The sequence below is a fragment of the Pseudomonas sp. B23(2017) genome (assembly GCF_002113725.1).
Taxonomy (GTDB): Bacteria; Pseudomonadota; Gammaproteobacteria; order Pseudomonadales; family Pseudomonadaceae; genus Aquipseudomonas; species Aquipseudomonas putida_Z.
In genome coordinates, this window is the sequence record NZ_NEJM01000002.1 from 471,993 (window position 1) to 495,999 (window position 24,007).

21 protein-coding genes, 1 tRNA gene and 1 pseudogene are annotated in these 24,007 nt (G+C 60.6%); 12 read left to right on the forward strand and 11 right to left on the reverse strand.

The annotated features are described in order from the left end of the window. Window positions 1-6: 6 nt before the first annotated feature. The gene (locus CAG46_RS05460; protein ID WP_025339918.1) at window positions 7-1,449 is read left to right on the forward strand and encodes a SulP family inorganic anion transporter; all 1,443 of its coding nucleotides are present in this window, start codon (window positions 7-9) and stop codon (window positions 1,447-1,449) included. 112 nt (window positions 1,450-1,561) lie between these two features. On the opposite strand, the gene fusA is transcribed toward CAG46_RS05460, so the two are convergent. Then, window positions 1,562-3,673, reverse strand: a complete 2,112-nt coding sequence (gene fusA, locus CAG46_RS05465; RefSeq protein WP_085614409.1) for an elongation factor G — start codon at window positions 3,671-3,673, stop codon at window positions 1,562-1,564. 73 nt (window positions 3,674-3,746) lie between these two features. Then, entirely contained in the window at window positions 3,747-4,172 is a 426-nt protein-coding gene (locus CAG46_RS05470; RefSeq protein WP_039613107.1) for a hypothetical protein, read from the reverse strand. A gap of 246 nt (window positions 4,173-4,418) precedes the next feature. Between CAG46_RS05470 and CAG46_RS05475 the strand changes: the two genes are divergently transcribed. Beyond that, window positions 4,419-4,721, forward strand: coding sequence for a hypothetical protein (locus CAG46_RS05475; protein ID WP_013973376.1), 303 nt, complete (start codon window positions 4,419-4,421; stop codon window positions 4,719-4,721). A 13-nt stretch (window positions 4,722-4,734) separates the two neighbouring features. Here the strand turns inward: CAG46_RS05475 and CAG46_RS05480 are convergent, their stop codons facing one another. Both CAG46_RS05480 and gcvA read right to left on the reverse strand, forming a co-directional pair. Beyond that, on the reverse strand, window positions 4,735-5,988 hold the full coding sequence (locus CAG46_RS05480) for an aspartate aminotransferase family protein (protein ID WP_085614408.1): 1,254 nt from the start codon (window positions 5,986-5,988) through the stop codon (window positions 4,735-4,737). 235 nt (window positions 5,989-6,223) lie between these two features. Beyond that, window positions 6,224-7,120, reverse strand: coding sequence for a transcriptional regulator GcvA (gene gcvA / locus CAG46_RS05485; RefSeq protein WP_085614407.1), 897 nt, complete (start codon window positions 7,118-7,120; stop codon window positions 6,224-6,226). A gap of 255 nt (window positions 7,121-7,375) precedes the next feature. Here gcvA and CAG46_RS05490 point away from each other — a divergent pair, with 255 nt between their 5' ends. From CAG46_RS05490 to CAG46_RS05500, 3 genes are all read left to right on the forward strand, one after another. Beyond that, entirely contained in the window at window positions 7,376-8,758 is a 1,383-nt protein-coding gene (locus CAG46_RS05490) for an amino acid permease (protein WP_025339914.1), read from the forward strand. Between the two features lie 60 nt (window positions 8,759-8,818). Next, a complete protein-coding gene (locus tag CAG46_RS05495; RefSeq protein WP_085614406.1) occupies window positions 8,819-9,316 on the forward strand; it encodes a PaaI family thioesterase in 498 nt (165 codons plus the stop codon). Window positions 9,317-9,403: 87 nt separating this feature from the next. Beyond that, the gene (locus CAG46_RS05500; RefSeq protein ID WP_085614405.1) at window positions 9,404-10,099 is read left to right on the forward strand and encodes a glutathione S-transferase N-terminal domain-containing protein; all 696 of its coding nucleotides are present in this window, start codon (window positions 9,404-9,406) and stop codon (window positions 10,097-10,099) included. A 173-nt stretch (window positions 10,100-10,272) separates the two neighbouring features. Here the strand turns inward: CAG46_RS05500 and CAG46_RS05505 are convergent, their stop codons facing one another. Then, window positions 10,273-11,889, reverse strand: a complete 1,617-nt coding sequence (locus CAG46_RS05505) for an inorganic phosphate transporter (RefSeq protein ID WP_085614404.1) — start codon at window positions 11,887-11,889, stop codon at window positions 10,273-10,275. Between the two features lie 125 nt (window positions 11,890-12,014). On the opposite strand from CAG46_RS05505, the gene CAG46_RS05510 reads away from it, so the two are divergent. The 7 genes from CAG46_RS05510 to CAG46_RS05540 all read left to right on the forward strand — a co-directional run bounded on the left by CAG46_RS05510 (window position 12,015) and on the right by CAG46_RS05540 (window position 16,789). Further along, complete coding sequence (locus CAG46_RS05510) at window positions 12,015-12,401, forward strand: DUF488 domain-containing protein (protein WP_085614403.1); 387 nt, start codon at window positions 12,015-12,017, stop codon at window positions 12,399-12,401. A 184-nt stretch (window positions 12,402-12,585) separates the two neighbouring features. Further along, the gene (locus CAG46_RS05515; protein ID WP_085614402.1) at window positions 12,586-13,017 is read left to right on the forward strand and encodes a GNAT family N-acetyltransferase; all 432 of its coding nucleotides are present in this window, start codon (window positions 12,586-12,588) and stop codon (window positions 13,015-13,017) included. 117 nt (window positions 13,018-13,134) lie between these two features. Further along, the gene (locus tag CAG46_RS05520; protein WP_025339909.1) at window positions 13,135-13,524 is read left to right on the forward strand and encodes a helix-turn-helix domain-containing protein; all 390 of its coding nucleotides are present in this window, start codon (window positions 13,135-13,137) and stop codon (window positions 13,522-13,524) included. A gap of 63 nt (window positions 13,525-13,587) precedes the next feature. Continuing rightward, a complete protein-coding gene (uvrY, locus tag CAG46_RS05525; protein WP_015271036.1) occupies window positions 13,588-14,226 on the forward strand; it encodes a UvrY/SirA/GacA family response regulator transcription factor in 639 nt (212 codons plus the stop codon). Window positions 14,227-14,232: 6 nt separating this feature from the next. Next, window positions 14,233-16,056 (forward strand): excinuclease ABC subunit UvrC, encoded by a 1,824-nt coding sequence (uvrC, locus tag CAG46_RS05530; protein ID WP_013973365.1) that lies wholly within the window; start codon window positions 14,233-14,235, stop codon window positions 16,054-16,056. A gap of 32 nt (window positions 16,057-16,088) precedes the next feature. Continuing rightward, window positions 16,089-16,649: a CDP-diacylglycerol--glycerol-3-phosphate 3-phosphatidyltransferase gene (gene pgsA, locus CAG46_RS05535; RefSeq protein WP_025339908.1), complete on the forward strand. Its 561-nt coding sequence runs from the start codon at window positions 16,089-16,091 to the stop codon at window positions 16,647-16,649. Window positions 16,650-16,713: 64 nt separating this feature from the next. Continuing rightward, a tRNA-Gly gene (locus CAG46_RS05540) sits at window positions 16,714-16,789 on the forward strand. Between the two features lie 308 nt (window positions 16,790-17,097). Here CAG46_RS05540 and CAG46_RS29285 read toward each other — a convergent pair. The 6 genes and pseudogenes from CAG46_RS29285 to CAG46_RS05565 form a co-directional block, all read right to left on the reverse strand. Then, window positions 17,098-17,229, reverse strand: a pseudogene (locus tag CAG46_RS29285) (hypothetical protein); the annotation flags it as partial. Window positions 17,230-17,458: 229 nt separating this feature from the next. Further along, on the reverse strand, window positions 17,459-17,872 hold the full coding sequence (locus CAG46_RS05545; protein WP_085614401.1) for an SMI1/KNR4 family protein: 414 nt from the start codon (window positions 17,870-17,872) through the stop codon (window positions 17,459-17,461). A gap of 85 nt (window positions 17,873-17,957) precedes the next feature. Beyond that, a complete protein-coding gene (locus CAG46_RS05550; RefSeq protein WP_085614400.1) occupies window positions 17,958-18,257 on the reverse strand; it encodes an RHS repeat domain-containing protein in 300 nt (99 codons plus the stop codon). 253 nt (window positions 18,258-18,510) lie between these two features. Continuing rightward, window positions 18,511-18,942, reverse strand: coding sequence for a hypothetical protein (locus tag CAG46_RS28865; protein ID WP_178080679.1), 432 nt, complete (start codon window positions 18,940-18,942; stop codon window positions 18,511-18,513). Next, the gene (locus CAG46_RS05560) at window positions 18,943-23,505 is read right to left on the reverse strand and encodes an RHS repeat-associated core domain-containing protein (RefSeq protein ID WP_256575054.1); all 4,563 of its coding nucleotides are present in this window, start codon (window positions 23,503-23,505) and stop codon (window positions 18,943-18,945) included. 52 nt (window positions 23,506-23,557) lie between these two features. Next, a complete protein-coding gene (locus tag CAG46_RS05565) occupies window positions 23,558-23,989 on the reverse strand; it encodes a DcrB-related protein (RefSeq protein WP_025339904.1) in 432 nt (143 codons plus the stop codon). Window positions 23,990-24,007: the final 18 nt, after the last annotated feature.

The window sequence follows — 24,007 nt, forward strand, 5'->3', positions numbered from 1 at the left end:
ATGCCCATGAAACCCGCCCGACTTCGCGCCGACGTGCTCGCCGGCCTGACCACCTCATTCGCCCTGGTGCCCGAGTGCATCGCCTTTGCCCTGGTGGCTCACCTCAACCCGCTGATGGGCCTGTATGGCGCCTTCATCATCTGCACCTTGACGGCGCTGTTCGGTGGTCGACCGGGGATGATTTCCGGGGCCGCCGGCTCGATGGCGGTGGTAATCGTTGCGCTGGTGGTGCAGCACGGTGCGCAGTACCTGCTGGCCACGGTTTTGCTGGGCGGCGTGGTGATGATCCTGTTCGGCTTGCTGCGCCTGGGCAAGCTGGTGCGGTTGGTGCCGTACCCGGTGATGCTCGGCTTCGTCAACGGCCTGGCGATCGTCATTGCCATGGCCCAGCTGGAGCACTTCAAAGAGGGCGGGCACTGGCTCGGCGGTACGCCGCTGTACCTGATGATCGGCCTGGTGGCGCTGACCATGGCGGTAGTCTACGTGCTGCCGAAGTTGACCCGTGCGGTGCCGCCAGCGCTGGTGGCGATCCTTGGCGTTGGTTTGCTGGTGTACCTGCTCGGCCTGCCCACGCGCACCCTGGGCGACATGGCGCGCATCGCCGGTGGCTTGCCGCAGCTGGCCCTGCCGGACGTGCCGTGGAACCTCGAGACCCTGAAGATCATCGCCCCCTACGCGGTGCTGATGGCCATGGTCGGCCTGCTGGAAACCCTGCTCACGCTCAACCTGACCGATGAAATCACCGAGAGCCGTGGCTACCCCGACCGCGAGTGCGTGGCGCTGGGCGCGGCCAACATGGTTTCCGGCCTGTGCGGTGGCATGGGTGGTTGCGCGATGATCGGCCAGACGGTGATCAACCTCAGCTCCAATGGCCGTGGCCGGCTGTCAGGTGTGGTGGCCGGGGTGATGGTCCTGCTGTTCGTGCTGTTCCTGTCGCCGCTGATCGAGCGTATTCCGCTGGCGGCGCTGGTCGGGGTGATGTTCGTGGTGGCGCAGCAGACCTTCGCCTGGGCGTCGTTGCGGGTGCTGCACAAGGTGCCGCTGAGCGATGTGCTGGCGATCATTGCCGTGACCGTGGTGACGGTGCTCACCGACCTGGCGGTGGCGGTGCTGTTCGGCATCGTCATCGCGGCGGTGAACTTTGCCTGGCAGCATGCGCGGGAGCTGTATGCCGACAGCCATGAGGATGCGGAGGAGGGCAAGCATTACCAGGTGCATGGCACGCTGTTCTTTGCCTCGACTACGGTGTTCCTGAACCAGTTCGACCCGGCTAACGACCCGGCCAAGGTGACCCTGGATTGCCAGCATTTGAGCTTTGTCGATTATTCGGCGATTGCGGCGTTGAAGACGTTGCGGGAGCGGTATGCGAGGGCGGGCAAGCAGTTGCGGGTAGTGCATCTGTCCGAGCGTTGCAAGAAGCTGCTGAAGCGGGCTGGGGAGCAGCACTGAGAAGGGTTGTTGCCTGTGCCGGCCTATTCGCGGCTAAAGCCGCTCCTACAGGGGGTATGCATTCCCTGTGGGAGCGGCTTTAGCCGCGAAGAGGCCAGCACAGGCGAACGAATCACTCCCCGCGGTTCTTCTTGACGATGGCATCGGCAATGCTCGCCGGTGCCTCGGCATAACGGGTGAACTCCATCGAGAAGCTGGCCCGGCCCTGGGTCATGGAGCGCATCGAGGTGGCGTAGCCGAACATCTCGCCCAGCGGCACCTCGGCACGGATCACCTTGCCGGCCGGCGTTTCGTCACCGTCCTGGATCATCCCGCGGCGCCGGCTCAGGTCGCCGAGGATGTCACCCTGGTACTCCTCCGGGGTCACCACTTCCACCTTCATCACCGGCTCCAGCAACACCGCCCCACCTTTCTGCGACAGCTGCTTGGTGGCCATAGAGGCGGCGATCTTGTAGGCCATTTCGTTCGAGTCGACATCGTGGTACGAGCCGTCGAACACCGCCGCCTTCAGGTTGATCAGCGGGTAGCCGGCCAGCACGCCGTTCTTCATCTGCTCCTCGATGCCTTTCTGGATAGCCGGGATGTATTCGCGTGGGACCACGCCGCCAACGATCTCGTTGATGAACTCCAGGCCTTCCTTGCCCTCGTCGCCGGGGGCGAAGCGGATCCAGCAGTGGCCGTACTGGCCTCGGCCGCCGGACTGGCGGACGAAGCGGCCCTCGATCTCGCAGGTGTTGCGGATTTTCTCGCGGTAGGCCACCTGCGGCTTGCCGATGTTGGCCTCCACGTTGAACTCGCGGCGCATGCGGTCGACGATGATGTCCAGGTGCAACTCGCCCATGCCCGAGATAATGGTCTGGCCGGTCTCCTCGTCGGTGCGCACGCGGAATGACGGGTCTTCCTGGGCCAGCTTGCCCAGGGCGATGCCCATTTTTTCCTGGTCGGCCTTGGTCTTGGGCTCCACCGCCACGGAAATTACCGGGTCGGGGAAGTCCATGCGTTCGAGGATGATCGGCTTGTCCATGTCGCACAGGGTGTCGCCGGTGGTCACGTCCTTCATGCCGATCAGCGCGGCGATGTCGCCGGCGCACACATCCTTGATTTCAGCCCGCTGGTTGGCATGCATCTGCACCATGCGGCCGATGCGTTCCTTCTTGCCCTTTACCGAGTTGAGTACCGCGTTGCCGGAGCTGAGCACGCCGGAGTAGACCCGGGCGAAGGTCAGGGTGCCGACGAACGGGTCGGTGGCGATCTTGAATGCCAGGGCCGAGAACGGCTCGCTGTCGACAGCGTGTCGCTCCAGGTGCTTTTCTTCGTCATCCGGGTCGGTGCCCTTGATGGCCGGGATCTCCGACGGGGCGGGGAGGTAGTCGATGACCGCGTCGAGCATCAGCGGCACGCCCTTGTTCTTGAACGACGAGCCGAGGATGGTCGGCACGATCTCGTTGTTCAGGGTGCGTTTGCGCAGGCCGGCCTTGATCTCGTCGATACTCAGTTCCTCGCCATCGAGAAACTTCATGGTGAGCTCGTCATCGGCCTCGGCCGCTGCCTCGACCATGTGCGCGCGCCACTCGTCGGCGAGCGCCTGCAGCTCGGCAGGGATGTCTTCTTCGCGGTAGCTGGTGCCCTGGTCGGCATCGTTCCAATAGATGGCCTTCATCTTCACCAGGTCGATCTGGCCGATGAAATTCTCTTCGCTGCCGATGGCCAGCTGGATCGGCACCGGATGGTGGCCCAGGCGCTGGTCGATCTGCTTGACCACGCGCAGGAAGTCGGCGCCCTGGCGGTCCATCTTGTTGATGTAGGCCAGGCGCGGCACATGGTACTTGTTGGCCTGGCGCCATACGGTCTCGGACTGCGGTTCGACCCCGTCCGCGCCGCTGAACACCACTACCGCGCCATCGAGCACGCGCAGCGAGCGCTCCACCTCGATGGTGAAGTCGACGTGGCCCGGGGTGTCGATGATGTTGAAGCGGTACTTGTGGGCGAACTGCTTGGTCGAGCCCTGCCAGAAGGCAGTGGTCGCCGCCGAGGTGATGGTGATGCCACGCTCCTGCTCCTGGGCCATCCAGTCCATGGTCGCGGCACCATCGTGCACTTCGCCCATCTTGTGGTTGACCCCGGTGTAGAACAGGATCCGCTCGGTGGTCGTGGTCTTGCCGGCGTCCACGTGGGCGACGATACCGATATTGCGGTACAGCTCGATGGGCGTTGTACGGGCCATGGCGGACTACCTGCGGATGAGCGGATTCTCCCACGGTAGCAGAACGGGAGAATCCTGCTTTACCGCCGGGCCGTCAGTCGGCCTGGGCTTGCAGCAGCCACTGGCCATCCACTTCGCGGGCCAGGCCGCTGGCAGGCAGCAGGGCCAGCAGGCGCGTGTGCAGGGCGGCTTCGGTGAAGGTCTTGAGGGTGGCCAGGTCCAGTGCGCCGATCAGGTTGAGATCGGCCTTGGTGTACGACAGCCAAGCCTTTTTCAGGGCCTGGGCGACGTCGCTGCCGGAGGTGCTGGCGAAGCGACGGTGCCATTGGCGGCCATCGAAGGTGAAGGTGTGGGCGTGGCTGTAGGTGCCTTGGTCGCCACCTTCGGTGCAGCGATGGCAACGGCACGGGCCTTCGCCGAAGGCGTTGCGCAGGTAGCTGTTGAAGTCCACCACGGGCTTGAGGGACAGGCGTTTGTCGACCTCGAACAGGTCGGCGATCAGGGGTTCTTCGGCGCTCACTCGGGATCCTCGTGTGGTGTGGCGTGCATCGGCGGGCACCCTAACAGATCGGGGGCATTCAGATCACCTTTTGCAGGCCCGGCCTCTTCGCGGGTAAACCCGCTCCCACAAGTACTGCGCAGGCCTTGGGCAATGTGCGGTCACTGTAGGAGCGGGTTTACCCGCGAAGAGGCCGGTAGAGACAATAGAGATCACCTGCCGTACTCTACGCGCCCATACGCCTACACACCCACAGAGGTAACCCGCTTGAGCACCAAGTACCCGTACATCGCCACCATCACCGTCAGCGCCGAAGACCGTGGCGGCGACGCCGAGGCCTCGGAAAACCCCAACATGCGCGTTGGCCTGGAAGCGGTGACCGAAACGCTGAAGAAGGTGCATTTCGTCGGTACGCTCGCAGCCCCCGAAAAGAACGCCACGCACATCTGCGTGACCCTGGAGAACGGCCTGACCTACTACGGCCCGATCGTCAACGGCCACGCCGAACTCGAAGGCGGCTGGATTGCCTTCGAGTCCGACATGCTCACCCCGCAGGAACTGGGTCTTTAAGCCCCCGTTCCTCTCAGGAGCCCAGCTCCGCCAGGCACTGCTCGAGGATATCCAGGCCTTCCTCGAGCACTGCGGCCTCGATGGTCAGCGGTGCCAGCAGGCGGATGATGTGCCGCGCCTTGCCGCTGGGCATCAGCAACAGGCCCTTGGCCCGCGCCGCTTCCATCACCTTGGCCAGTTGCGCCGGTGCCGGGCTGCCGTCGGCATTGACGAACTCGATCCCGCGCATGGCGCCGACGCCGGTCAGGCGGCCGATGAACGGGCTCAGACCCGAGGCCTTCCAATGCTCGAAGCGGCGCACGATTGCCTGCTCCTGGCGCTCACCCCAGGTAGCGATGTTCTCGTCGGTCATCTGCGCCAGGCTGGCCAGGGCCGCTGCGCAGGCGATCGGGTTGCCTGAGTAGGTGCCACCCAGGCCACCCTTGGGCAGTGCTGCCATCAACTCCTTGCGCCCGACCACCGCACCCAGCGGCATGCCGCCGGCAATGCTCTTGGCCAACAGCAGCAGGTCGGGCTCGATGCCCAGACGCGGGAAGGCGAAGCGCTGGCCGGTGCGGCCGAAGCCCGACTGGATCTCGTCGATGATGATCAGGATGCCGCGCTCGTCGCAGAAGCGGCGCAGAGCCTGGGCGAAGGCTGGGTCAAGGGCGAGGAAGCCGCCTTCGCCCTGTACCGGCTCGAAGATGAACGCCGCCACGTCCTCCACTGCCAGCTCGACGCTGAACAGGCGGTCCATGGCCTTGAGGGCCTGTTCGCAGGTAACCCCGGTGTCGGCGCTGGGGTAGGGCAGGTGGTACACCGGCCCCGGCAGTTCACCGACCCGCTGCTTGTACGGGGCGACCTTGCCGTTGAGGTTCAGGGTGGCCAGGGTGCGACCGTGGAAGCCGCCGTCGAAGGCGATGATGGCGCGTTTGCCGGTGGCACCACGGGCCACTTTCAGGGCGTTTTCCGCAGCTTCCGCGCCGCTGTTGGTGAGCATGCCGGCCAATGGGTAGCTGACCGGTACGAATTGGCTCAGTTGTTCCATCAGCGCCAGGTATGGGCCGTGGGGGGCTGCGTTGAAGGCGTAGTGGGTCAGGCGAGCGGCCTGGGCCTGGATCGCCTCGACCACGGCCGGGTTGCAGTGGCCCAGGTTGAGTACACCGATACCGCCGACGAAGTCGATGTAACGTTTGCCGTCGGTGTCCCAGACTTCGGCATTACGGCCATGGGAAAGTGTGATCGGGTGAACGATGGCAATGGATTGGCTGATACTTTCCTGGTTCATGGGCACGCGGACCTTTGTTCGAATTTCTTATTATCCAAGCGTGTTGGCAGGTTATTCCGCAAACGAATTATTCGATTGCGGTCATTCCCTGGATTCTTGATCTTGGCTGATTTTGTATTGCTGGCACTGGCCTCTTCGCGGGTGAACCCGCTCCCACAGGTACGGCGCCACGCTTGAAAGGTGTGCGATCCCTGTGGGAGCGGGTTTACCCGCGAAGAGGCCCGCCCAGGTGATATCACTCCCCCTCGGCCACCCGCTCCCGAATCCACTGCACGAAGGCCCTGACCTTGGGCACTTCGGCCGCATGCTCGGCATGGGCGATGAAGTGCCGGCCATTGCTCGCCACCGGGTGGTCCCAGGCCACCACCAGCTTGCCCTCGCTCAGCTCTTCGGCCACCAGGTAGCGCGGAATCAGGGCGATACCGCAGCCGGCAATGGCTGCGCGGATGCACAGGTAGAACGTGTCGAAGCGGGGCCCGTGGTAGCTGTTCTGGCTATGCAGCCCCAGCCCCAGGAACCATTCGTGCCAGGCCTCCGGGCGCGACACGCACTGCAGCAGGCGGTGTTCGGTCAGTGCCTGGGCGCTGTCGAACCGGTGGTTGGCCAGCAGCTGCGGGCTGCACACCGGCACCACTTCCTCGCTGAACAGCTCGATGCAGGTTGCCCCGGGCCAGGTGCCCTGGCCGAAGAAAAACGCAATGTCGGCCTTGGCCTGCACCAGGTCGAACGGCTCCAGCTCATTGCGGATATCCAGGTGAATACGCGGGTAGCGGTCGCCAAAACCCTTCAGCCGGGGTACCAGCCAGCGCGCGCCGAAGGTGGGCTGGGTGGCGATGCGCAGCACTTCGGTCTCATCGCCGTAGCTGAGGATGTAGCGGCTGGAAATATCGATCTGGGTGAGGATCTTGTTCACTTCGGTGAGGTACAGCGCGCCTGCCGGGGTCAGGTGCAGGCGCCGGCGAATTCGCTGGAACAGCGAGTGCGACAGCATGTCCTCGAGCTGTGCCACCTGCTTGCTGACGGCGCTCTGGGTCAGGTGCAGTTCCTGGGCCGCGCGGGTGAAGCTGAGGTGGCGGGCGGCCGCTTCGAAGCACTGAAGGGCGGTGGTCGAAGGCATCAGGCGTTTGGACATGACGGGCAAATACCGAGCAAAAAAGGAAGGAGTTCATTCCGTAACGGAATCATGTGTTTCGAAAAGGTCGTTTGTTGACCCCGGCCTATAGATTAATACTGACCTGGATCAACGATTACAACCGGTCGTGCGAAGAGGAGGTCAGTACCCGCTTCCGGCATCTGCAAAACAACAACAACGAACATCAGAAATTTATAAGAATTCTGCTCCAGTCTTCAGCCGCCCCGCTGCGGCCGACCCATTCGAGGGTTCTTCATGGCTTCGCTACACAACAACAAACAGCGCTCCCTGCAGCACGGTCTGACGTCCCGTCAGGTATCCATGATCTCCATCGCCGGCATCATCGGTGCCGGCCTGTTCATCGGCTCCTCCAACGCCATTGCCACCGCCGGCCCGGCCATCCTCATCTCCTACGCCATGACCGGCCTGCTGGTCTTGCTGGTGATGCGCATGCTGGGCGAAATGGCCATCGCCAACCCCAACAGCGGCTCGTTTTCCACCTATGCCTCCGAAGCCATCGGCCCTTGGGCGGGCTTTACCATCGGCTGGCTGTACTGGTGGTTCTGGGTACTGATCATTCCGGTCGAGGCCATTGCCGGCGCCGACATCCTGCATGCCTACTTCCCTGGTGTGCCGTCGTGGCTGTTCGCCTTCCTGATCATGCTGGTGCTGTCGGGTACCAACCTGATCAGCGTGAAGAACTTCGGTGCCTTCGAGTACTGGTTCGCGCTGGTCAAGGTGGTGGCGATCATCGCCTTCATCGTGGTCTGCAGCCTGGCGGTGTTCGGCGTCTGGCCGCTGGCCGAGGTGTCCGGGGTCAGCCGGTTGTGGGATAACGGCGGCTTCATGCCCAACGGTTTCGGCACCGTGCTCGGTGGCGTGCTGATCACCATCTTCTCGTTCTTCGGTGCCGAAATCGTCACCATTGCCGCTGACGAAACCGCCAACCCTAAAGACAAGATCCGCCGCGCTACCAACCTGGTGGTGTACCGCATCGCCATCTTCTACCTGGCGTCGATCTTCCTGGTGGTATCGCTGGTGGCATGGAACGACCCGGGCCTGAAAGCAGTGGGTTCGTTCCAGCGCGTGCTGGAAGTGCTGAACGTGCCGGGCGCCAAGCTGCTGGTGGATATCGTGGTGCTGGTGGCCGTGACCAGCTGCATGAACTCGGGCCTGTACACCGCGTCGCGCATGCTCTATTCGCTGGGTGCCCGCGGCCAGGCGCTGAGCGTTACCAAGCGTATTTCCGGCTCTGGCGTACCGACCGTGGCGGTCATCTTCTCGACCCTGGCCGGCTTTGCCGGGTGCTTCGTCAACTATGTGTTCCCGGGCAAGGTATTCGGCTTCCTGCTGTCCACCACCGGCGCCATCGCCTTGCTGGTGTACCTGGTGATTGCCGTTTCGCAGCTGCGCATGCGGGCCCGTGCCGAGCGTGAAGGGCGGCCGCTGGAACTGAAGATGTGGCTGTTCCCATGGCTGACCTGGCTGGTGATCGGCACCATCGTCATGGTGCTGGGCTACATGCTGTTCAGCGATGCCTACCGCTACGAGACGCTGATGACCGCCGGGGTGACCGCGTTCATCCTGCTGGTTTCGCTGACCCAGCGGCGCGCCAGGGTGGTCGCCCAGACGGCCTGATGTTTCTGCTTTAATGTGGGGGCGTTGCGCGCCCCCCATATCAATAAGCACAGGAAGCGTATGAACGACCACTCCCTTTCCCTCCAGGCCCTCGCCGCCCCCGACGGCACTTGCTACGGCTGCGGTTGCTCCCACCCCAGCGGCCTGCACCTGCAAAGCCACTGGGACGACGACGGCATCCACCTGGTGTGCCGGCACGCGCCTGACAGCACCTTCATCGGCTGGCCCGGCCTGGTCTACGGCGGGCTGCTGGCGATGCTGGTCGACTGCCACTCCAACTGGACGGCGATGGCTTACCACTACCGCAACGAAGGTCGCGAAGCGGGCAGCCTGCCGCGCATCGACTGTGTCACTGGCAGCCTTGGCCTGAACTACCTCAAGCCCACACCCATGGGCGTCGAATTGTTGCTCAAGGCGCGTGTGGAAGGTGAAGTAGGTCGCAAGACCCGGGTGCTCTGCGAAGTCTGGGCCGACGATGTGCTGACAGTGACTGCCGACTCGGTGTTCGTTCGCGTCGATACCGAAAAGCTCAAGCTCAAGGCCCACGGCCAGGCCTGAGCCGCCGGTGCTGATGAGTGGTCGGTGATGGTCAGCGGCCGGGGATGTCTCTAGAGTGAGAGGTTCATTCCCCAGGCAAGGTTGATCATGACCGATCTCAGTGCTTTCCCCATTACCCGCAAGTGGCCCGCCAGACACCCCGAGCGCCTGCAGCTGTATTCGCTGCCGACGCCCAACGGCGTCAAGGTGTCGATCATGCTCGAAGAGATAGGCCTGGCCTATGAGCCGCACAAGGTCAGCTTCGACAACGATGACCAGCTGAGCCCCGAGTTCATCTCGCTCAGCGCCAACAACAAGATCCCCGCCATCCTCGACCCCAATGGCCCGGGCGGCCAGCCGCTGCCACTGTTCGAGTCGGGAGCGATCCTGCAGTACCTGGCGGAGAAGAGCGGCCAGTTGCTCAGCCAGGACCCGGCCCAGCGTTACCAGACCTTGCAGTGGCTGATGTTCCAGATGGGTGGCATCGGGCCGATGTTCGGCCAGGTCGGGTTCTTCCATTTCTTTGCTGGCAAGGAATACGAGGACAAGCGCCCGCGGGACCGTTATGTCAACGAGTCCAAGCGCCTGCTCGGTGTTCTGGACCGGCATCTGAAAGGCCGGGAATGGATGGTCGACGAGTACAGCATTGCCGATATCGCGATCTTCCCGTGGGTGCGTAACCTGGTTGAGCGTTACAACGCCCGAGATTTGGTCGGCTTCGATCAGTTCAAGGAAGTGCAGCGGGTGCTGGCGGCGTTCCTCGAGCGGCCGGCCGTGCAGCGGGGCCTGAAAATCCCAGGCTGATCAGGCAACACTGGCCTTATGTGCATGCACCGGCCATTGTAGAAGCGGCCTTGTGTCGCGAAAGGGCCGCAAGGCGGCCCCGGGATTTCAGCACTGATGCATAATTCGCCGGGGCTGCCTTGCAGCCCTTTCGCGACACAAGGCCGCTCCTACAAGGGGCGTATTCCAGCTTTTCAGAAAATGTGGTGCAGCAGCCAGTACAGGCTGCCGGCCAACAGCATCGCTGCCGGCAAGGTCAGCACCCAGGCCATCAGCAGGTTGACCAGCGTGCGCTTCTGTATTCCCGACCCGTTGGCCACCATGGTCCCGGCCACCCCGGAACTCAGCACGTGGGTGGTCGACACCGGCAACCCGAACATGTCCGCCGCACCAATGGTGCACATTGCCACTACTTCGGCCGAAGCCCCTTGGGCATAGCTGAGGTGGGCCTTGCCGATCTTCTCGCCTACCGTCACCACGATGCGCCGCCAGCCGACCATGGTGCCCAGCCCCAGTGCGATGGCCACGGCCACTTTCACCCACAGCGGGATGTAGCGGGTGGCGTCGTCCAGCTGGGTCTTGAACAGCAGCACCTGGCTGCGAGTGCCTGCGTCGAACACCACCAGCTGGTTCTTCTCGATCAGGCGGATGGCTTCGCTGGTCAGGTACATGTCGTTGCGCACGTTGGCCATGGCTTCGGCCGGTACCCGCTTGAGCGAGCCATAACCTTTGACCTCTTCGCCGATCATGCCGGTCAGTGCCGCCAGCGCCGGTATCAGTTGCGGGTTGGCCCTGGGCTCGGCAATGAACGTGGTCAGCACCTGGCGTGGGTCGGCCGGTGCCGCTTGTGGGGCGCCGCGTACCAGTGCCTGGCGGGTTACCTCGGCGACCGCGGAAAACTGCAAGGCCTGTTCATTGGGCATGGTCTTGTTCAATGCGTAAGCCATCGGCAGGGTGCCAACCAGAATCAGCATGATCAGGCCCATGCCTTTCTGGCCGTCGTTGGAGCCGTGGGCAAAGGACACCCCGGTGCAGGTCAGGATCAGTACGCCGCGAATCCACCACGGTGGTGGTGTCTGGCCTTCCGGCGCCTGGTACAGCGCCTTGCGCTTGACCAGCGCGCGCAGGGCCAGCAGCAACAGGGCGGCACAGGCAAAGCCGATCAGTGGCGAGAACAGCAGGGCATAACCGACCTTGCTGGCCTGGGCCCAGTCCACGCCGCTGGTACCGTCGCGCCCGTGCATCAGCGCATTGGCCACGCCCACGCCGATGATCGAACCGATCAGGGTGTGCGAGGATGAGGCCGGCAGGCCCAGCCACCAGGTGCCGAGGTTCCAGATGATCGCCGCCAGCAGCAGGGCGAAGACCATGGCGAAGCCGGCCGAGGAGCCGACCTGCAGAATCAGCTCCACCGGCAGCAGGGCGATGATCCCGAACGCCACCGCGCCGCTGGAAAGCAGCACACCGAGGAAGTTGCACAGCCCGGACCAGACCACGGCGACGGGGGCAGGCAACGAGTGGGTGTAGATGACGGTGGCCACTGCGTTGGCGGTGTCATGGAAGCCATTGACGAACTCGAAGCCCAGGGCAATCAACAACGCCAGGCCCAGCAGCAGGAATGGTGTGACCGTAGTGATTACCGTGCCGCTGGCAGTCACATCCTGCTTCAGGCTCCAGGCGGTGTAGGCGATACCGGCCAGCAGCAGGCCGAAGAACAACACCAGGGTGGCTCGCCCGGGCTTGTGGGCAAGTTGCGGGCGGGCATCGAGTTGGGCCAGTTGCGGCAGGCTGGCCAGTGAAGGGGTTGCCATGGTGGCTCCGGTCGGGGGGCAAGGGTGCCGAAGGCCTTGAGCATAGAAACAATTCGTAACCCGGCCGTGACCTCGATCAATGATTTATCTAGGCTCAAGACGGACGGTAGTGGCAGGAGAAACCCATGATTCGCTGCAAGCGTGTCTACGATGCGGTTGAGCAAGACGACGGTCAGCGCGTGCTGGTCGATCGCCTTTGGCCGCGTAACAAGCGCAAGGAAGACCTGCACGGGCAGTGGTTGCGCGAAGTTGCACCCTCGGATGAGTTGCGCAAGGCGTTTCACCAGGGTGAAGTGGATTTCGCCGGCTTCACCAAGCGTTACCAGCAAGAGCTGGCGGCCCACCCCGAGCACTGGTATCCGCTGCTGGACCTGGCCGGAAAGGGCACGCTGACATTGCTTTATGCGGGCAAGGATACCGAGCACAACAATGCCCGGGTGTTGGCCGAATGGCTGGAGGACGAACTGGATCGCCGTGGGCCCGGCAGTTCGCCCGTGTGCTACGCCCAATGAGCGATAATGATTTATCGGGACTGTGCTGACCCCTGTAGGAGCGGCCTTGTGTAGCGACAGGGCCGCAGAGCGGCCCCGGCAATAATGGCTCCATGCCGAAATCCCGGGGCTGCTGTGCAGCCCTGTCGCGACACAAGGCCGCTCCTACAAACGACAGTGCAAGAGCTGCCAGACCAGAGAACCCATGCCTCTACAACTAACCCCCGCCAACGACACCCACCGCACCTTCGCCCGCGACCTCACGCGCCGCGCGATGCTGCCGTACTACCGCGAATACGACCTGCTGTGGCTAGAGGAAGCCTTCGACGAAGCCTGGGGCTGGCGCGAGCAGTGGCTGGTGACCGAAGGCGACGCGGTACTCGGCTTCTGCAGCCTCAGCCAGGACCGCCAGGCGCTGTTCATCCGCGAGTTGCACCTGCTACCCGAGCACCGTGGGCGTGGGGTCGGCAGCTGGGTGCTGGAGCAGTTGGCACTGTGGGCCCGCCAGCGGCACCTGCCGCTGCTGCGGCTGATGGTGTTTCGCAGCAACCCGGCGCGCGTGCTCTACCAGCGCCACGGCTTCGCCGAAATGGGTGAGGACGAATGCTTTGTGCGCATGCAGCGCACGATCGACTAATAGCTCAATGATGGCTTGTCGCGACTGGTGAGCATCGGCATAGTGACCTCAGGCGTTCACGGCCGCCTGCAGGTGGGTAGGCCGTACATGAGTGTGATCAGGGATAAGGAGACCCCCATGAATGGAATCGGTCCGCGGCTGCGGGAAGAGCGTGAGCGTCTGGGGATGACCCAGCGCGTGTTTGGCGATATCGGCGGGGTCGAACCCAATGCCCAGGGCAAATACGAGAGTGGTGAACGCTCGCCGCGGGTCGATTACCTGGCGGCATTGGCAACCCGGGGCGTGGATGCACTCTATGTGCTCAGCGGTATCCGCACCCCGGCACCGCTCGAGGGGCTGAGCGCCGATGAGTCCGGTTTGCTGGGGGCTTTCCGGCAGTTATCGTGCGACGATCAGGCGGCACTCTGGCACTTGTTGCGGCGTTTGACCAACAACGACAAATCCCGGCAGACAGTGAGGCCGCTTACGGTTGAACGTCAGGTGTTTCTGACAGAAGGAATGCGTTAGGTCCGCCGTGAAAAATTTTGTTAAGGTGGCGGGATCCAATCGCCCTGCTGACGAGGTGTGTGCTTGATTAGGGTCTTAGTGGTCGACGATCACGATCTGGTACGAACCGGTATTACACGCATGCTGGCCGACATCGATGGCCTGCAGGTGGTGGGTGAGGGCGATTCGGGCGAGTCGGCGCTCAGGCTGGCCCGTGAACTGAAGCCGGATGTGGTGCTGATGGACGTGAAAATGCCCGGCATCGGCGGCCTGGAGGCCACCCGCAAGCTGCTGCGCAGCCACCCGGACATCAAGGTGGTTGCCGTGACCGTGTGCGAGGAAGACCCGTTCCCCACGCGCCTGCTGCAGGCCGGCGCTGCTGGCTACCTGACCAAGGGTGCCGGCCTTGACGAAATGGTCCAGGCCATCCGCCTGGCCTTCGCCGGCCAGCGCTACATCAGCCCCCAGATTGCCCAGCAGATGGCGCTGAAGCCATTCCAGCCACAGGGTTCGCCGTTCGATGCCTTGTCGGAGCGGGAAATCCAGATTGCCCTGATGATCGTCGGCTGCCAGAAAGTGCAGATCATCTCCGACAAGTTGTGCCTCTCGCCCAAGACCGTCAATACTTACCGTTATCGGATCTTTGAAAAACTCTCGGTCACCAGCGACGTCGAACTGACCTTGCTGGCCGTTCGCCACGGTATGGTCGACGCAAGCCTGTAAAACCTCATGTCCCAAGTTTTCGATGCCAGCGCATTCCTGGCTACCTGCAGTGGTCGCCCGGGCGTCTACCGGATGTTCGACGGCGAAGCCCGGCTGCTTTACGTGGGCAAGGCCAAGAACCTCAAGAAGCGCCTGGCCAGCTATTTCCGCAAGACCGGCCTGGCGCCCAAGACCGCCGCGCTGGTGGCCCGCATCGCCCAGGTCGAAACCACCATCACCGCCAACGAAACCGAGGCGCTGCTGCTGGAGCAGAACCTGATCAAGGAGTGGCGGCCGCCGTACAACATCCTGCTGCGCGATGACAAATCCTACCCCTACGTGTTCCTTTCCGACGGCGAGTTTCCGCGGCTGGGCATTCACCGTGGGGCGAAGAAGGCCAAGGGCCGCTACTTTGGCCCGTACCCCAGCGCCGGCGCCATTCGCGAAAGCCTCAGCCTGCTGCAAAAGGCATTTTCGGTGCGCCAGTGCGAAGACAGCTACTACGCCAACCGCACCCGGCCATGCCTGCAGTACCAGATCAAACGCTGCAAAGGGCCCTGCACGGGCCTGGTGACCGCCGAGGAATATGCCGAGGACGTGCGCCACTCGGTGATGTTCCTCGAAGGGCGTAGCCAGCAACTGGGCAACGAGCTCAATGCCGAGATGGAGAAGGCCGCCATGGCCCTCAATTTCGAGAAGGCCGCCGAGTTGCGCGACCAGATCGCCTTGCTGCGCCGCGTTCAGGACCAGCAGTACATCGAAGGCGGCAGCGGCGACGTCGACGTCATCGCCGCCTTCGTCAACCCCGGTGGCGCCTGCGTGCACCTGATCAGCGTGCGTGGCGGGCGGGTGCTGGGCAGCAAGAACTTCTTCCCGCAGGTAGGCATCGAGGAGGAGGTGGCCGAAGTGATGGCCGCGTTCCTTTCCCAGTACTACCTGGGCAATGCCGAGCGCGAATTGCCGGGCGAACTGATCGTCAACGTGGTGCACGAAGACTTCGCCGCCATCAGCGAAGCCCTGCAGACCCTGCGTGGCCGCGAGCTGACCATCAGCCACCGGGTACGCGGTACCCGCGCCCGCTGGCAGCAGCTGGCGGTGACCAACGCCGAGCAGGCGCTCAATGCGCGCCTGGCCAACCGCCAGCACATGGCCGCACGTTTCGAGGCCCTGGCCGAGGTGCTGGGCCTGGACGAGGTGCCGCAGCGCCTGGAGTGTTACGACATCAGCCATTCCAGCGGCGAAGCCACCGTGGCCAGCTGCGTGGTGTTCGGCCCCGAAGGCCCGCTCAAGTCCGACTACCGCCGCTTCAACATCGAAGGCGTCACCGCTGGTGACGACTACGCCGCCATGCACCAGGCCCTGACCCGCCGATACGGGCGCATCAAGGATGGCGAGGGCAAGCTGCCCGACGTGCTGCTGGTGGACGGCGGCAAAGGCCAGCTGAACATGGCCCGTGACGTGATGCAGGAGCTGGGCTTCAGCGACCTGACCCTGCTTGGCGTGGCCAAGGGCGTGACGCGCAAGGCCGGTTTCGAAACCCTGTACCTGAACGACGTGCACCATGAGTTCACCCTCAAGGGCGACTCACCGGCCTTGCACCTGATCCAGCAGATCCGCGACGAGGCCCACCGTTTCGCCATCACCGGCCACCGCGCCCGCCGCGGCAAGGCCCGCCGGGTGTCCAGCCTGGAGGATGTGGCCGGGGTAGGGCCCAAGCGCCGGCGCGACCTGCTGAAACATTTCGGCGGCCTGCAGGAGCTCAACCGCGCCAGTGTCGATGAAATCGCCAAAGCACCCGGCATCAGTAAAAAGCTTGCCGAGTCGATTTATGCCAGCCTGCATAGCGAGTAGAATGCGGGCTCAACTTGCGGCCAGTCGTACCGATGAATATTCCAAACCTGCTCACCGTTCTACGCGTCCTGCTCATCCCGATCTTCATCCTGCTGTTCTATGTGCCCTATCACTGGAGCTACATGGCCGCCAGCAGCGTGTTCGCCGTTGCCGCCGCCACCGACTGGCTGGATGGCTACCTGGCGCGCCGCTTGCAGCAGAGCACGCCGTTCGGTGCCTTCCTCGACCCTGTGGCCGACAAGCTGATGGTGGCGGTGGCCCTGGTGCTGCTGGTGCAGACCCACGCCAACTTCTGGCTGACCCTGCCGGCCGCGGTGATCATCGGCCGCGAGATCGTGGTTTCGGCGCTGCGCGAGTGGATGGCCGAACTGGGCGCGCGCGCGCATGTGGCGGTGTCCAACCTCGGCAAGTGGAAAACCGCGGCGCAGATGCTGGCGCTGGTGATCCTGCTGGGCAACCCGCCAGCGGTGACCTTCTGGGTAATCCTCGGCTACGCGCTGCTGCTGGTGGCGGCGGGGCTGACACTGTGGTCGATGGTGCACTACCTGCTGGCCGCCTGGCCGCACCTGCGCGAAGGCTCTGAGCAGAAATAAAAGTTTTTTTGAATCAAGGGGTTGACGCTATTTTAGAAATCGCTAGAATGGCACCCATCACGACGCGGGAATAGCTCAGTTGGTAGAGCACGACCTTGCCAAGGTCGGGGTCGCGAGTTCGAGTCTCGTTTCCCGCTCCAAATATAGATTTACAGGGTTCCATGGAAGTCTGTAAATCATTGAAAAAAGACGCTTCGGCGTCTTTTTTCGTTTCAGTCAGATCCATCAGGATCCATGGGCATTCGGGCCTTTCCAGGCTTTGTACGAAATCCCAAGTAACCCAATCACCGCCCCTCGAACGCTGAAACTTTGCAGAGTCCCCCCGCATCGACGGAAAGGCATTCTGTGATGGCAAAGCGTTATGAATACTCGGACGAGGTGTGGGGTGTGGTCTCCGAGCTCCTCATCAAGCCCCAGCAGCTACCGGCCTAGCCTTAGGATACCCGCCCCAACAGGAGCTGAACTCGTTGTTCTGGCTTTCACGGTCCCAGGGAAAGCTGACCTTTACTCGGCCCCACTCATCGCAATAGATCTCTTCTCCCTTCGGGCCGACCACGGTAGCCTCGTGTGCTCCGCCGATGTGACGATGAGGTCCATGGTGTTTTTCGTGCATGAACTGCATGGACATCTCATTGGTCGACAAGTCCGGTTGCGTACACTTATGCTGGTGAAATTCCGTTTGAAGTTTATCGTCATTTCGCCCTAATTATCCTACATGTATTTGCACAATAGTGTGCAGGGAGGTCAGGGCTAATGCCTGCAGATAGGATCTTTCGAATTATTAAATTTTGTTATTCATGGTGGCCCTTTTATGCAGAACTGAGAATGTGAAGAAAGCTATTGAATGTATCAGAAATTGGGAATTTCTCGCTCTCGCTTGGTAACCATAGGTAAACGCAGCCATTGTCGTCGTTATTTGTTGATAGTAGGAATAGGTTGCCGCAGTCGTCATAGGCAAATGGTATGAGTCCGGCTAGCGAAGGGGTGCTTTTGACTAGTTGTTTGTAGACGTTTTCGATCGTGGCTTCACCATGTTTTATCGATAAAAAGCTATTTATAAGAAGCTCGGATTCGGTGTGTTTTTTATCATCAATGAATCCGCCGTTATTGGTCAGATAAAAGTTCATGAATTCACTTGTTGGGTGTGCATTTATTGATTTTGTGAATTCAAGAAAGTCACTTTTGGATATGGGTTGTTCACTTTCTATTAATTTTACGGGCACGGTTTTGCTCCTTTAGAAAATCTGGCTGGATGTGTCTACATTTTGCCTGTCGCGGCTGCGTACTGACTTACGCCACCATTGTGAGTTATCCCGAGGCGTCCAGCCGTTCGACCACACGCCCGCTGCGGTTGTAGCGAAATTGCAGTTTCTTTTGCGCAGGATCGATGTAGCGCATCAGCTGGCCGGCGGCATCAACTTCGTAGCGGTTGATACGACCATCGGGCCGTTCGCTTTCTATGAGGTAGCCGCGAGCGTCATAGCGGAAGTGGGTCTGTTCTCCGCGGGCATTGATGCTTTCGCTCAGGCGACCCTGCAAGTCGTAGTGGTACAGCGTCTGGTTGTTGCTGCAGTCGCGATAGCTGAGCAAATGGTCACGGTGTTCCAACCCAGGTGCTTGGTCTTTTCGAGGGCATCGGTGACGCGGCTAACACGACCTTCCGGGTTGTATTGATACTGTGGATGGCGCGTCAGCAGCTACTGAGCGCTGAGGGTGGGGTGCGCCTGCAGCATCCACGAACCAGGGCAAGGCCCTGGCTTGGAGGCGATCGATGCCTGAAAAATCGACTTTGCTGCGTCAAGAAGTTGCTTATTGCAGCTCGGGGAGATTTGTTAGAATTTTCCCGCTACAGCAACTTTGGTCATGAGGGCTTGGTTTCAGTGAATATTCTTTCGATTTCCCTTGCGTATTGCCTGGGGTAGGGTATTCGGATCTTTGTTATGTATTCTGATAGTTCGCTTTTTCTTTTCGATATCATGTAGTATTCAATAGTGTGGCCGATTGGGAAATTTACCTTGGGGGCGTGATTGATTATATTGTCTCTGCCTCCGTTTGGCTCTCTGTAGGTGGCTTGTTTTTTTATGATGTAGGCAATTAAATGTTTTTGGTGGTTTGATATGATGTACAGCAAGTCTTCGCAAGAAAGCGAGGCATGTTGCATCCATTTTTCCATTAGATTTATAATGGTTTCGTGGGCTTTTGAACTTCTGTCTATTTTCTCGGGGATGTGCTTGTCTAGGTCGTCAAGGAATGTTGTGTAGGTGTCGGACTGCATAAGTTCTGAAAGTTTCATTTAAAATCCTTTGTAATTGCTTAGATCTTGCAGTACCTCAATTAACTCACTCCCTGGGTGTCTGTAGGGATCTTTGGCTGCATGCTCCCAAGGTGTTACTTTTTCAAGGTTGTATGGGGTGTGAATGTGTTTGCCGTCGCGTTGAGGCCAGTGGCGGTGGTTTAGCTCGATCGAGACGTTTCTAGTTCTTTCCTCTTGGGTTTTGAAATGAAACTCTCTGACTCGAATCCGTGGGGCAAGGCCTAGGCGCATTCTAAACATATTCACTGATGAATACATGCCCTTTGGTGCTGCTTTAGCCTCTGCTCTCCAATATTTGCGCCTTGCAGATGGCCAGCATGTAAGTCCTAGTGGATCGATCCAGCTGAGTGGATTTGGCGCATACTGGAAAAAGTTCAGCCCCCCCACCAAGCCTACAGGGTCAACTTGAGTGAAACAGCCTACGTCAGGGTCATAATATCTAAATGTGTTATAGTGCAGTCCCGTCTCACGGTCAAGGTATTGTCCTTGATGTCGTAAGTTTTGCTCACGGCCATGCCGTGGATCGTGCCACTCATCGCGTGTGCTACCCCGCCCATGATAATCGCTGCGCCAAAGCGTAAGGCCATGCTCATCCGTTAGTTGTTCGGGTAGCCCGGCCAAGTTGGTGTGATAATACTGTATTTTTTCTTTGGTTGGTTTTCCCTCTATTCGTGCTATTGGCTCGTAGCTGCTCGAATTTGCATAGACATACAGACTGGGTAGCCCATTCTGTATTTCCTGTAGCAAGCGCAACCCCTGCCAGTGGTAGAGTGTCTGGAATGTCGGCCTGGATTCGCCTTGCTTGTAAATGGCCTTGCTTATCCGGCGTCCTAGCAGATCGTAGCCGAACACAATGCGCTCGACCTCACCATATCCCTCCTGCACCATGCACACCAGTCTCTGTTCGGCGTCATACTCGAAGCGCTGCACTCGATGGCTGCCGATTCGCTTCTCGCATAAGCGGCCAAAGCCGTCATAGCGGTAACGCTTATCATGATAAACGAGGACACGGTTGTGCTTGATCAGGCCGTTGAGCTTCGGTCCGTCGAATATATTTCCGGCCTTGTCGTACTTGTAGTCCTCGACCTGTGTCGCCTGCCAGTTAGGGCGTGACTGCTGGACGGTCTGAAGTTGTTCGTTGGGATCGTAGCCATATCGATTTCTGCCCGAGTAGCTTCTGCCTGTGTGGGGCAGGTTGTGGAATCGGCCAATTATTTTTTCGAGGTCGGCATGTTCATCGTTGGCAGCGCAGGACATGCCTTTGCGCTGGGTCTGAGTCAGCACTTCGGCGACAAGGTTGTCGCTGGCGTCATAACGATAGGTTTTGTCCAGTAACGGAAGAACTTCAGCGGGGGCATCGCGGTAGTGGATTGCCTTGCCACTCAAGCGCCCGCTTTTGTCATAACGGGTGCGCGTAATCAGGTTGCCTTGGGTGCGCATGACTTCGTCATGCACGGCATCACGCTCAAAGTCACTAATGACCCGGCCGTCCAGGTTGATCTGGTGCAGGTGCCCACTGCCGTAGTAGAGGTAATTGATATTGCGTTGATCGGGGAGGGTGAGCGTCTGCAGGTTGCCCAACTCGTCGTAGAGATACTGCAACAGCCCGGCGCTGCTAGTTTCGCTCAACAGTTGCCCTGCGGGGTCGTAGGTGTATTCAAGCTGCTGTTCTTTACCCTGATTATTTGTGAAAGTGATGGACAACAGGTTGTCGGCGGTGTCGTAGCTGTAGTCGGTAATGCCATCCTCGGTGCGCTTGCTCAGCAGGCGGCCGACGGCATCACGTTCGAAGTCGTGGCGAATCGGCGTTGTTCGAGTTGCTGGGGCGTTCTCGGACAAAGGCGCTTGTTCATGGGGAGAGGGCACGTGGGTGAGGCTGGTGACCCCATCCAGCACGTCGTATTCATAAATGCGACCACTGCCATCCAGGTCTTCCTGCGCGATTAGGCGGTCCAGCTTGTCCCAACCAAAGCGATACGACTCATTATTCTCGTTGGTGAGCTGTAGCAGTCGGCCGTAGGCGTCATAGCGAAATCTTACGCTGTGACCCATGGCGTCCAGCCGTTCGACCATACGCCCGCTGCGGTCGTAGCGAAATTGCAGCTTCTTTTGCGCAGGATCGATGTAGCGCGTCAGCTGGCCGGCGGTATCAACTTCGTAGCGGTCGATACGACCATCGGGCCGTTCGCTTTCTATGAGGTAGCCGCGAGCGTCATAGCGGAAGTGGGTCTGTTCTCCGCGGGCATTGATGCTTTCGCTCAGGCGGCCATGCAAGTCGTAGTGGTACAGCGTCTGGTTGTTGCTGCAGTCGCGATAGCTGAGAAGCTGGCCACGGGTGTTCCAACCCAGGTGCTTGGTCTTTTCGAGGGCATCGGTGACGCGGGTGACGCGACCTTCCGGGTTGTATTGATACTGCGTGCTCCGGCCCAGTGGGTCCTGCTCCCACAGCAAATTGCCATGAGCATCGTAGCCGTAGCGCCGGGTACGTCCTGCTCCGTCTGTGACCTGAACGGGCAAAGCCCAGTGGCGCAGATAGCTTATGCGTTCGCTTCGCCCAAGCGGGTCACGCGTCTCGATCAGACGCCCGATATCGTCATAGCTGTATCCCCACTCGCCGCCCTGTGGATCAGTTCGTTTGACCAACTGGCCGGCGACGATCTCTGCTTGCCAGCAGTTCCCAAGTGCATCGACATGCTTGTAAACGTCGTACAGCGGGCCCCAGAAATAGCGGTCTATACGTCCCAGTCCGTCTGTTACGAGGGTTTCGCCTTCTTCGAGGTTGTACTCGAACTTGTACTCCTCCCCATCGCTACCCCAGTGGCGAACCACCCGCCATTCGTGGTCAGGTTGCGGTTCAAGTAACGGTGGCAGGCGATAGGGTGTGCCATTTGCTCTTACAGGCAAAGGGCGTTTTTCAGGGATGGTGTAGCGCTCCCACTCGTACTCGCGGACGGCGCCGCTAGCCAATTGGTGGCGCTTCAGATAGCCCTCTTCGGTATAGCTGAAGCGGCGCACCACCTGACCTGTCGCATCCAGAACTTCCTGCAACTGCCCACTGTCGGTATAGCTGTAGCTGACCAGCAGCTCGTTCCGCTCGATAGCGGGCTCACCGTTATTTGATAGGAAGAGCCGCGACACCTTGCATACGCGCCTTGCATGCGCAGCATCATAGTGAAGCTGGACAACCGTCTGGCCGTACTTGTCATAGAGCGCTTGAAGGCGACCTTGTTTGTCGTAAAGCACATCTACGTAATTGAGATTGCGGTCGCTCAGCCTGATGAGTCTTGAACGACTGGGCTCTTGCGGGTCGACATCAAAAACCTTGTAGCGCCCCTCATGAATGTCCTCGACAACCGTTTGGCCATCCTCCAACTGGAAGAAAGCCAAGCCGTCCACAACACTGACAAAGGCATCGCCGGCGCGCAGGCGCCCGAGTTCCAGGCGATTGCCTTCTTCATCGACGTAAATCCACAACTCGCCGCCTTCAGGATGCGGGACGCGGACCAGTTCAACTTCATAAGGAACACTCCAGCCCTTTCCGAACAGGCCGCCGGTGCGTAAGTCTCTACTGTCGTAACTACGAGCCCATTGGATTCCCAGCAAGCCAGGTAAGTTGAAATCAACATCCTCTGGACCGTCCTGGAACTTGCTACCCGTGGCGACCGCAACGGGGTTGCCCAATTTACAACCTTTGATGCGCCCAAAACGTCGTGAAATGAGTATCCCCGCAATGATCCCGGTAAACATCGCAACCTTGCTCTTGCCATTGCGAATATCCCGAACCGTCGCTGTCCCGCCGCCAATGCGCACATTCGGCGATACTTTCTCATTCACATCGATCGTGGCATCGCAGGTGGTCTTGTCACCCGATCGCGCTGCAGGCTGGCCGTTGATGAAGACCTTGTCTGACCCTTGCGCAATATGGTTTTCGGGCAGAGGCGGGTGGCGGCTGCATGAAATCTTGTCCTGCTCTTTGGATTCCGCGCCGGGGTCCTTTGGCGTGGTGACGGGCGGGTTGAAGATGTCGCGTATCGCCATGCCCAGCCCCACCACCGGGAGCAGGTAGGGCACCGCCGCCATGGCCATGGAACCCACATTCTCCAGAATCGAAGGCTCTGCTTGCTCTGCATCGGCCGCTCCCCCTCCTGGCGGCCCTGTGATACCGGCTGCGCGAGCGGCGGGCTTGCTGTTGACAAACACGTTGTGTGACCCGCTTTCGATCTTTCCATAGGGGTCGGGTGCATCCACGCTGTTGCCAAGGCTGTCGCAAAAGCGGGAGATGGCATCGCCGACAGTCTGGTCTTCACCGACCGAAAGGGTGCTCATCGCACCGACCGCCACCCCCGCAACGGCGGCGATGGCGATGCCAGCTGCGCCCCCCGTCGCGACAGTACCGACAACGGCCAGGCTGATAGCGGCAGCCACGGCGGCGGTGGCTGCGGCATAAATGACGGCCTCTGCAACTGCACTGACCATTTCGGCGATCAGGGACGGATGCAATATTTCATCGCCCATGCGGGCGGCGTGAACGATCTGCGCCATGGCTTGCAAGCTCCAAAAGTTCTGAATGAGGTTGACCTGGGTGGTGAAGGGGTCAGGTGAACCGGAGCTGTTGTTTGATTGCGCGCCAGTGCTCGATGTCGTCGCTGCTCAAAGGGCTTGGCTTGCTGTAGTTGATCACCAGCAGCCGGTGCTGGCCTGGAATCATGCAGGCGGCCTGGAGCTGGAAATTGGGCTTGTCCCCCACCTTGAATTCAATGGCCATTTCGCGGGCTTCGACGGAGTGTTCACCGCCCCCCAAACGCGCGATCTTCGTGGGTGTGATGGTCATTGCCCCGGACTTTTTTCGCAGCATCCGCAGTTGGTCATCGATGGCTTGGTCCAGGGTCTTGTCATTGGCGACGGGGCTGCGCGCCATTACCAACGTGGTGTCTCGGGCACGAAAGCGCAGCATGTTGAGCGTGAGGTCTTCAGGTGCTTCCTCGCCTAGATTGAGGATCAGGTCGTGAGTCAGGTATTCCGTCATTGCGGGAGTCCTTTCAGG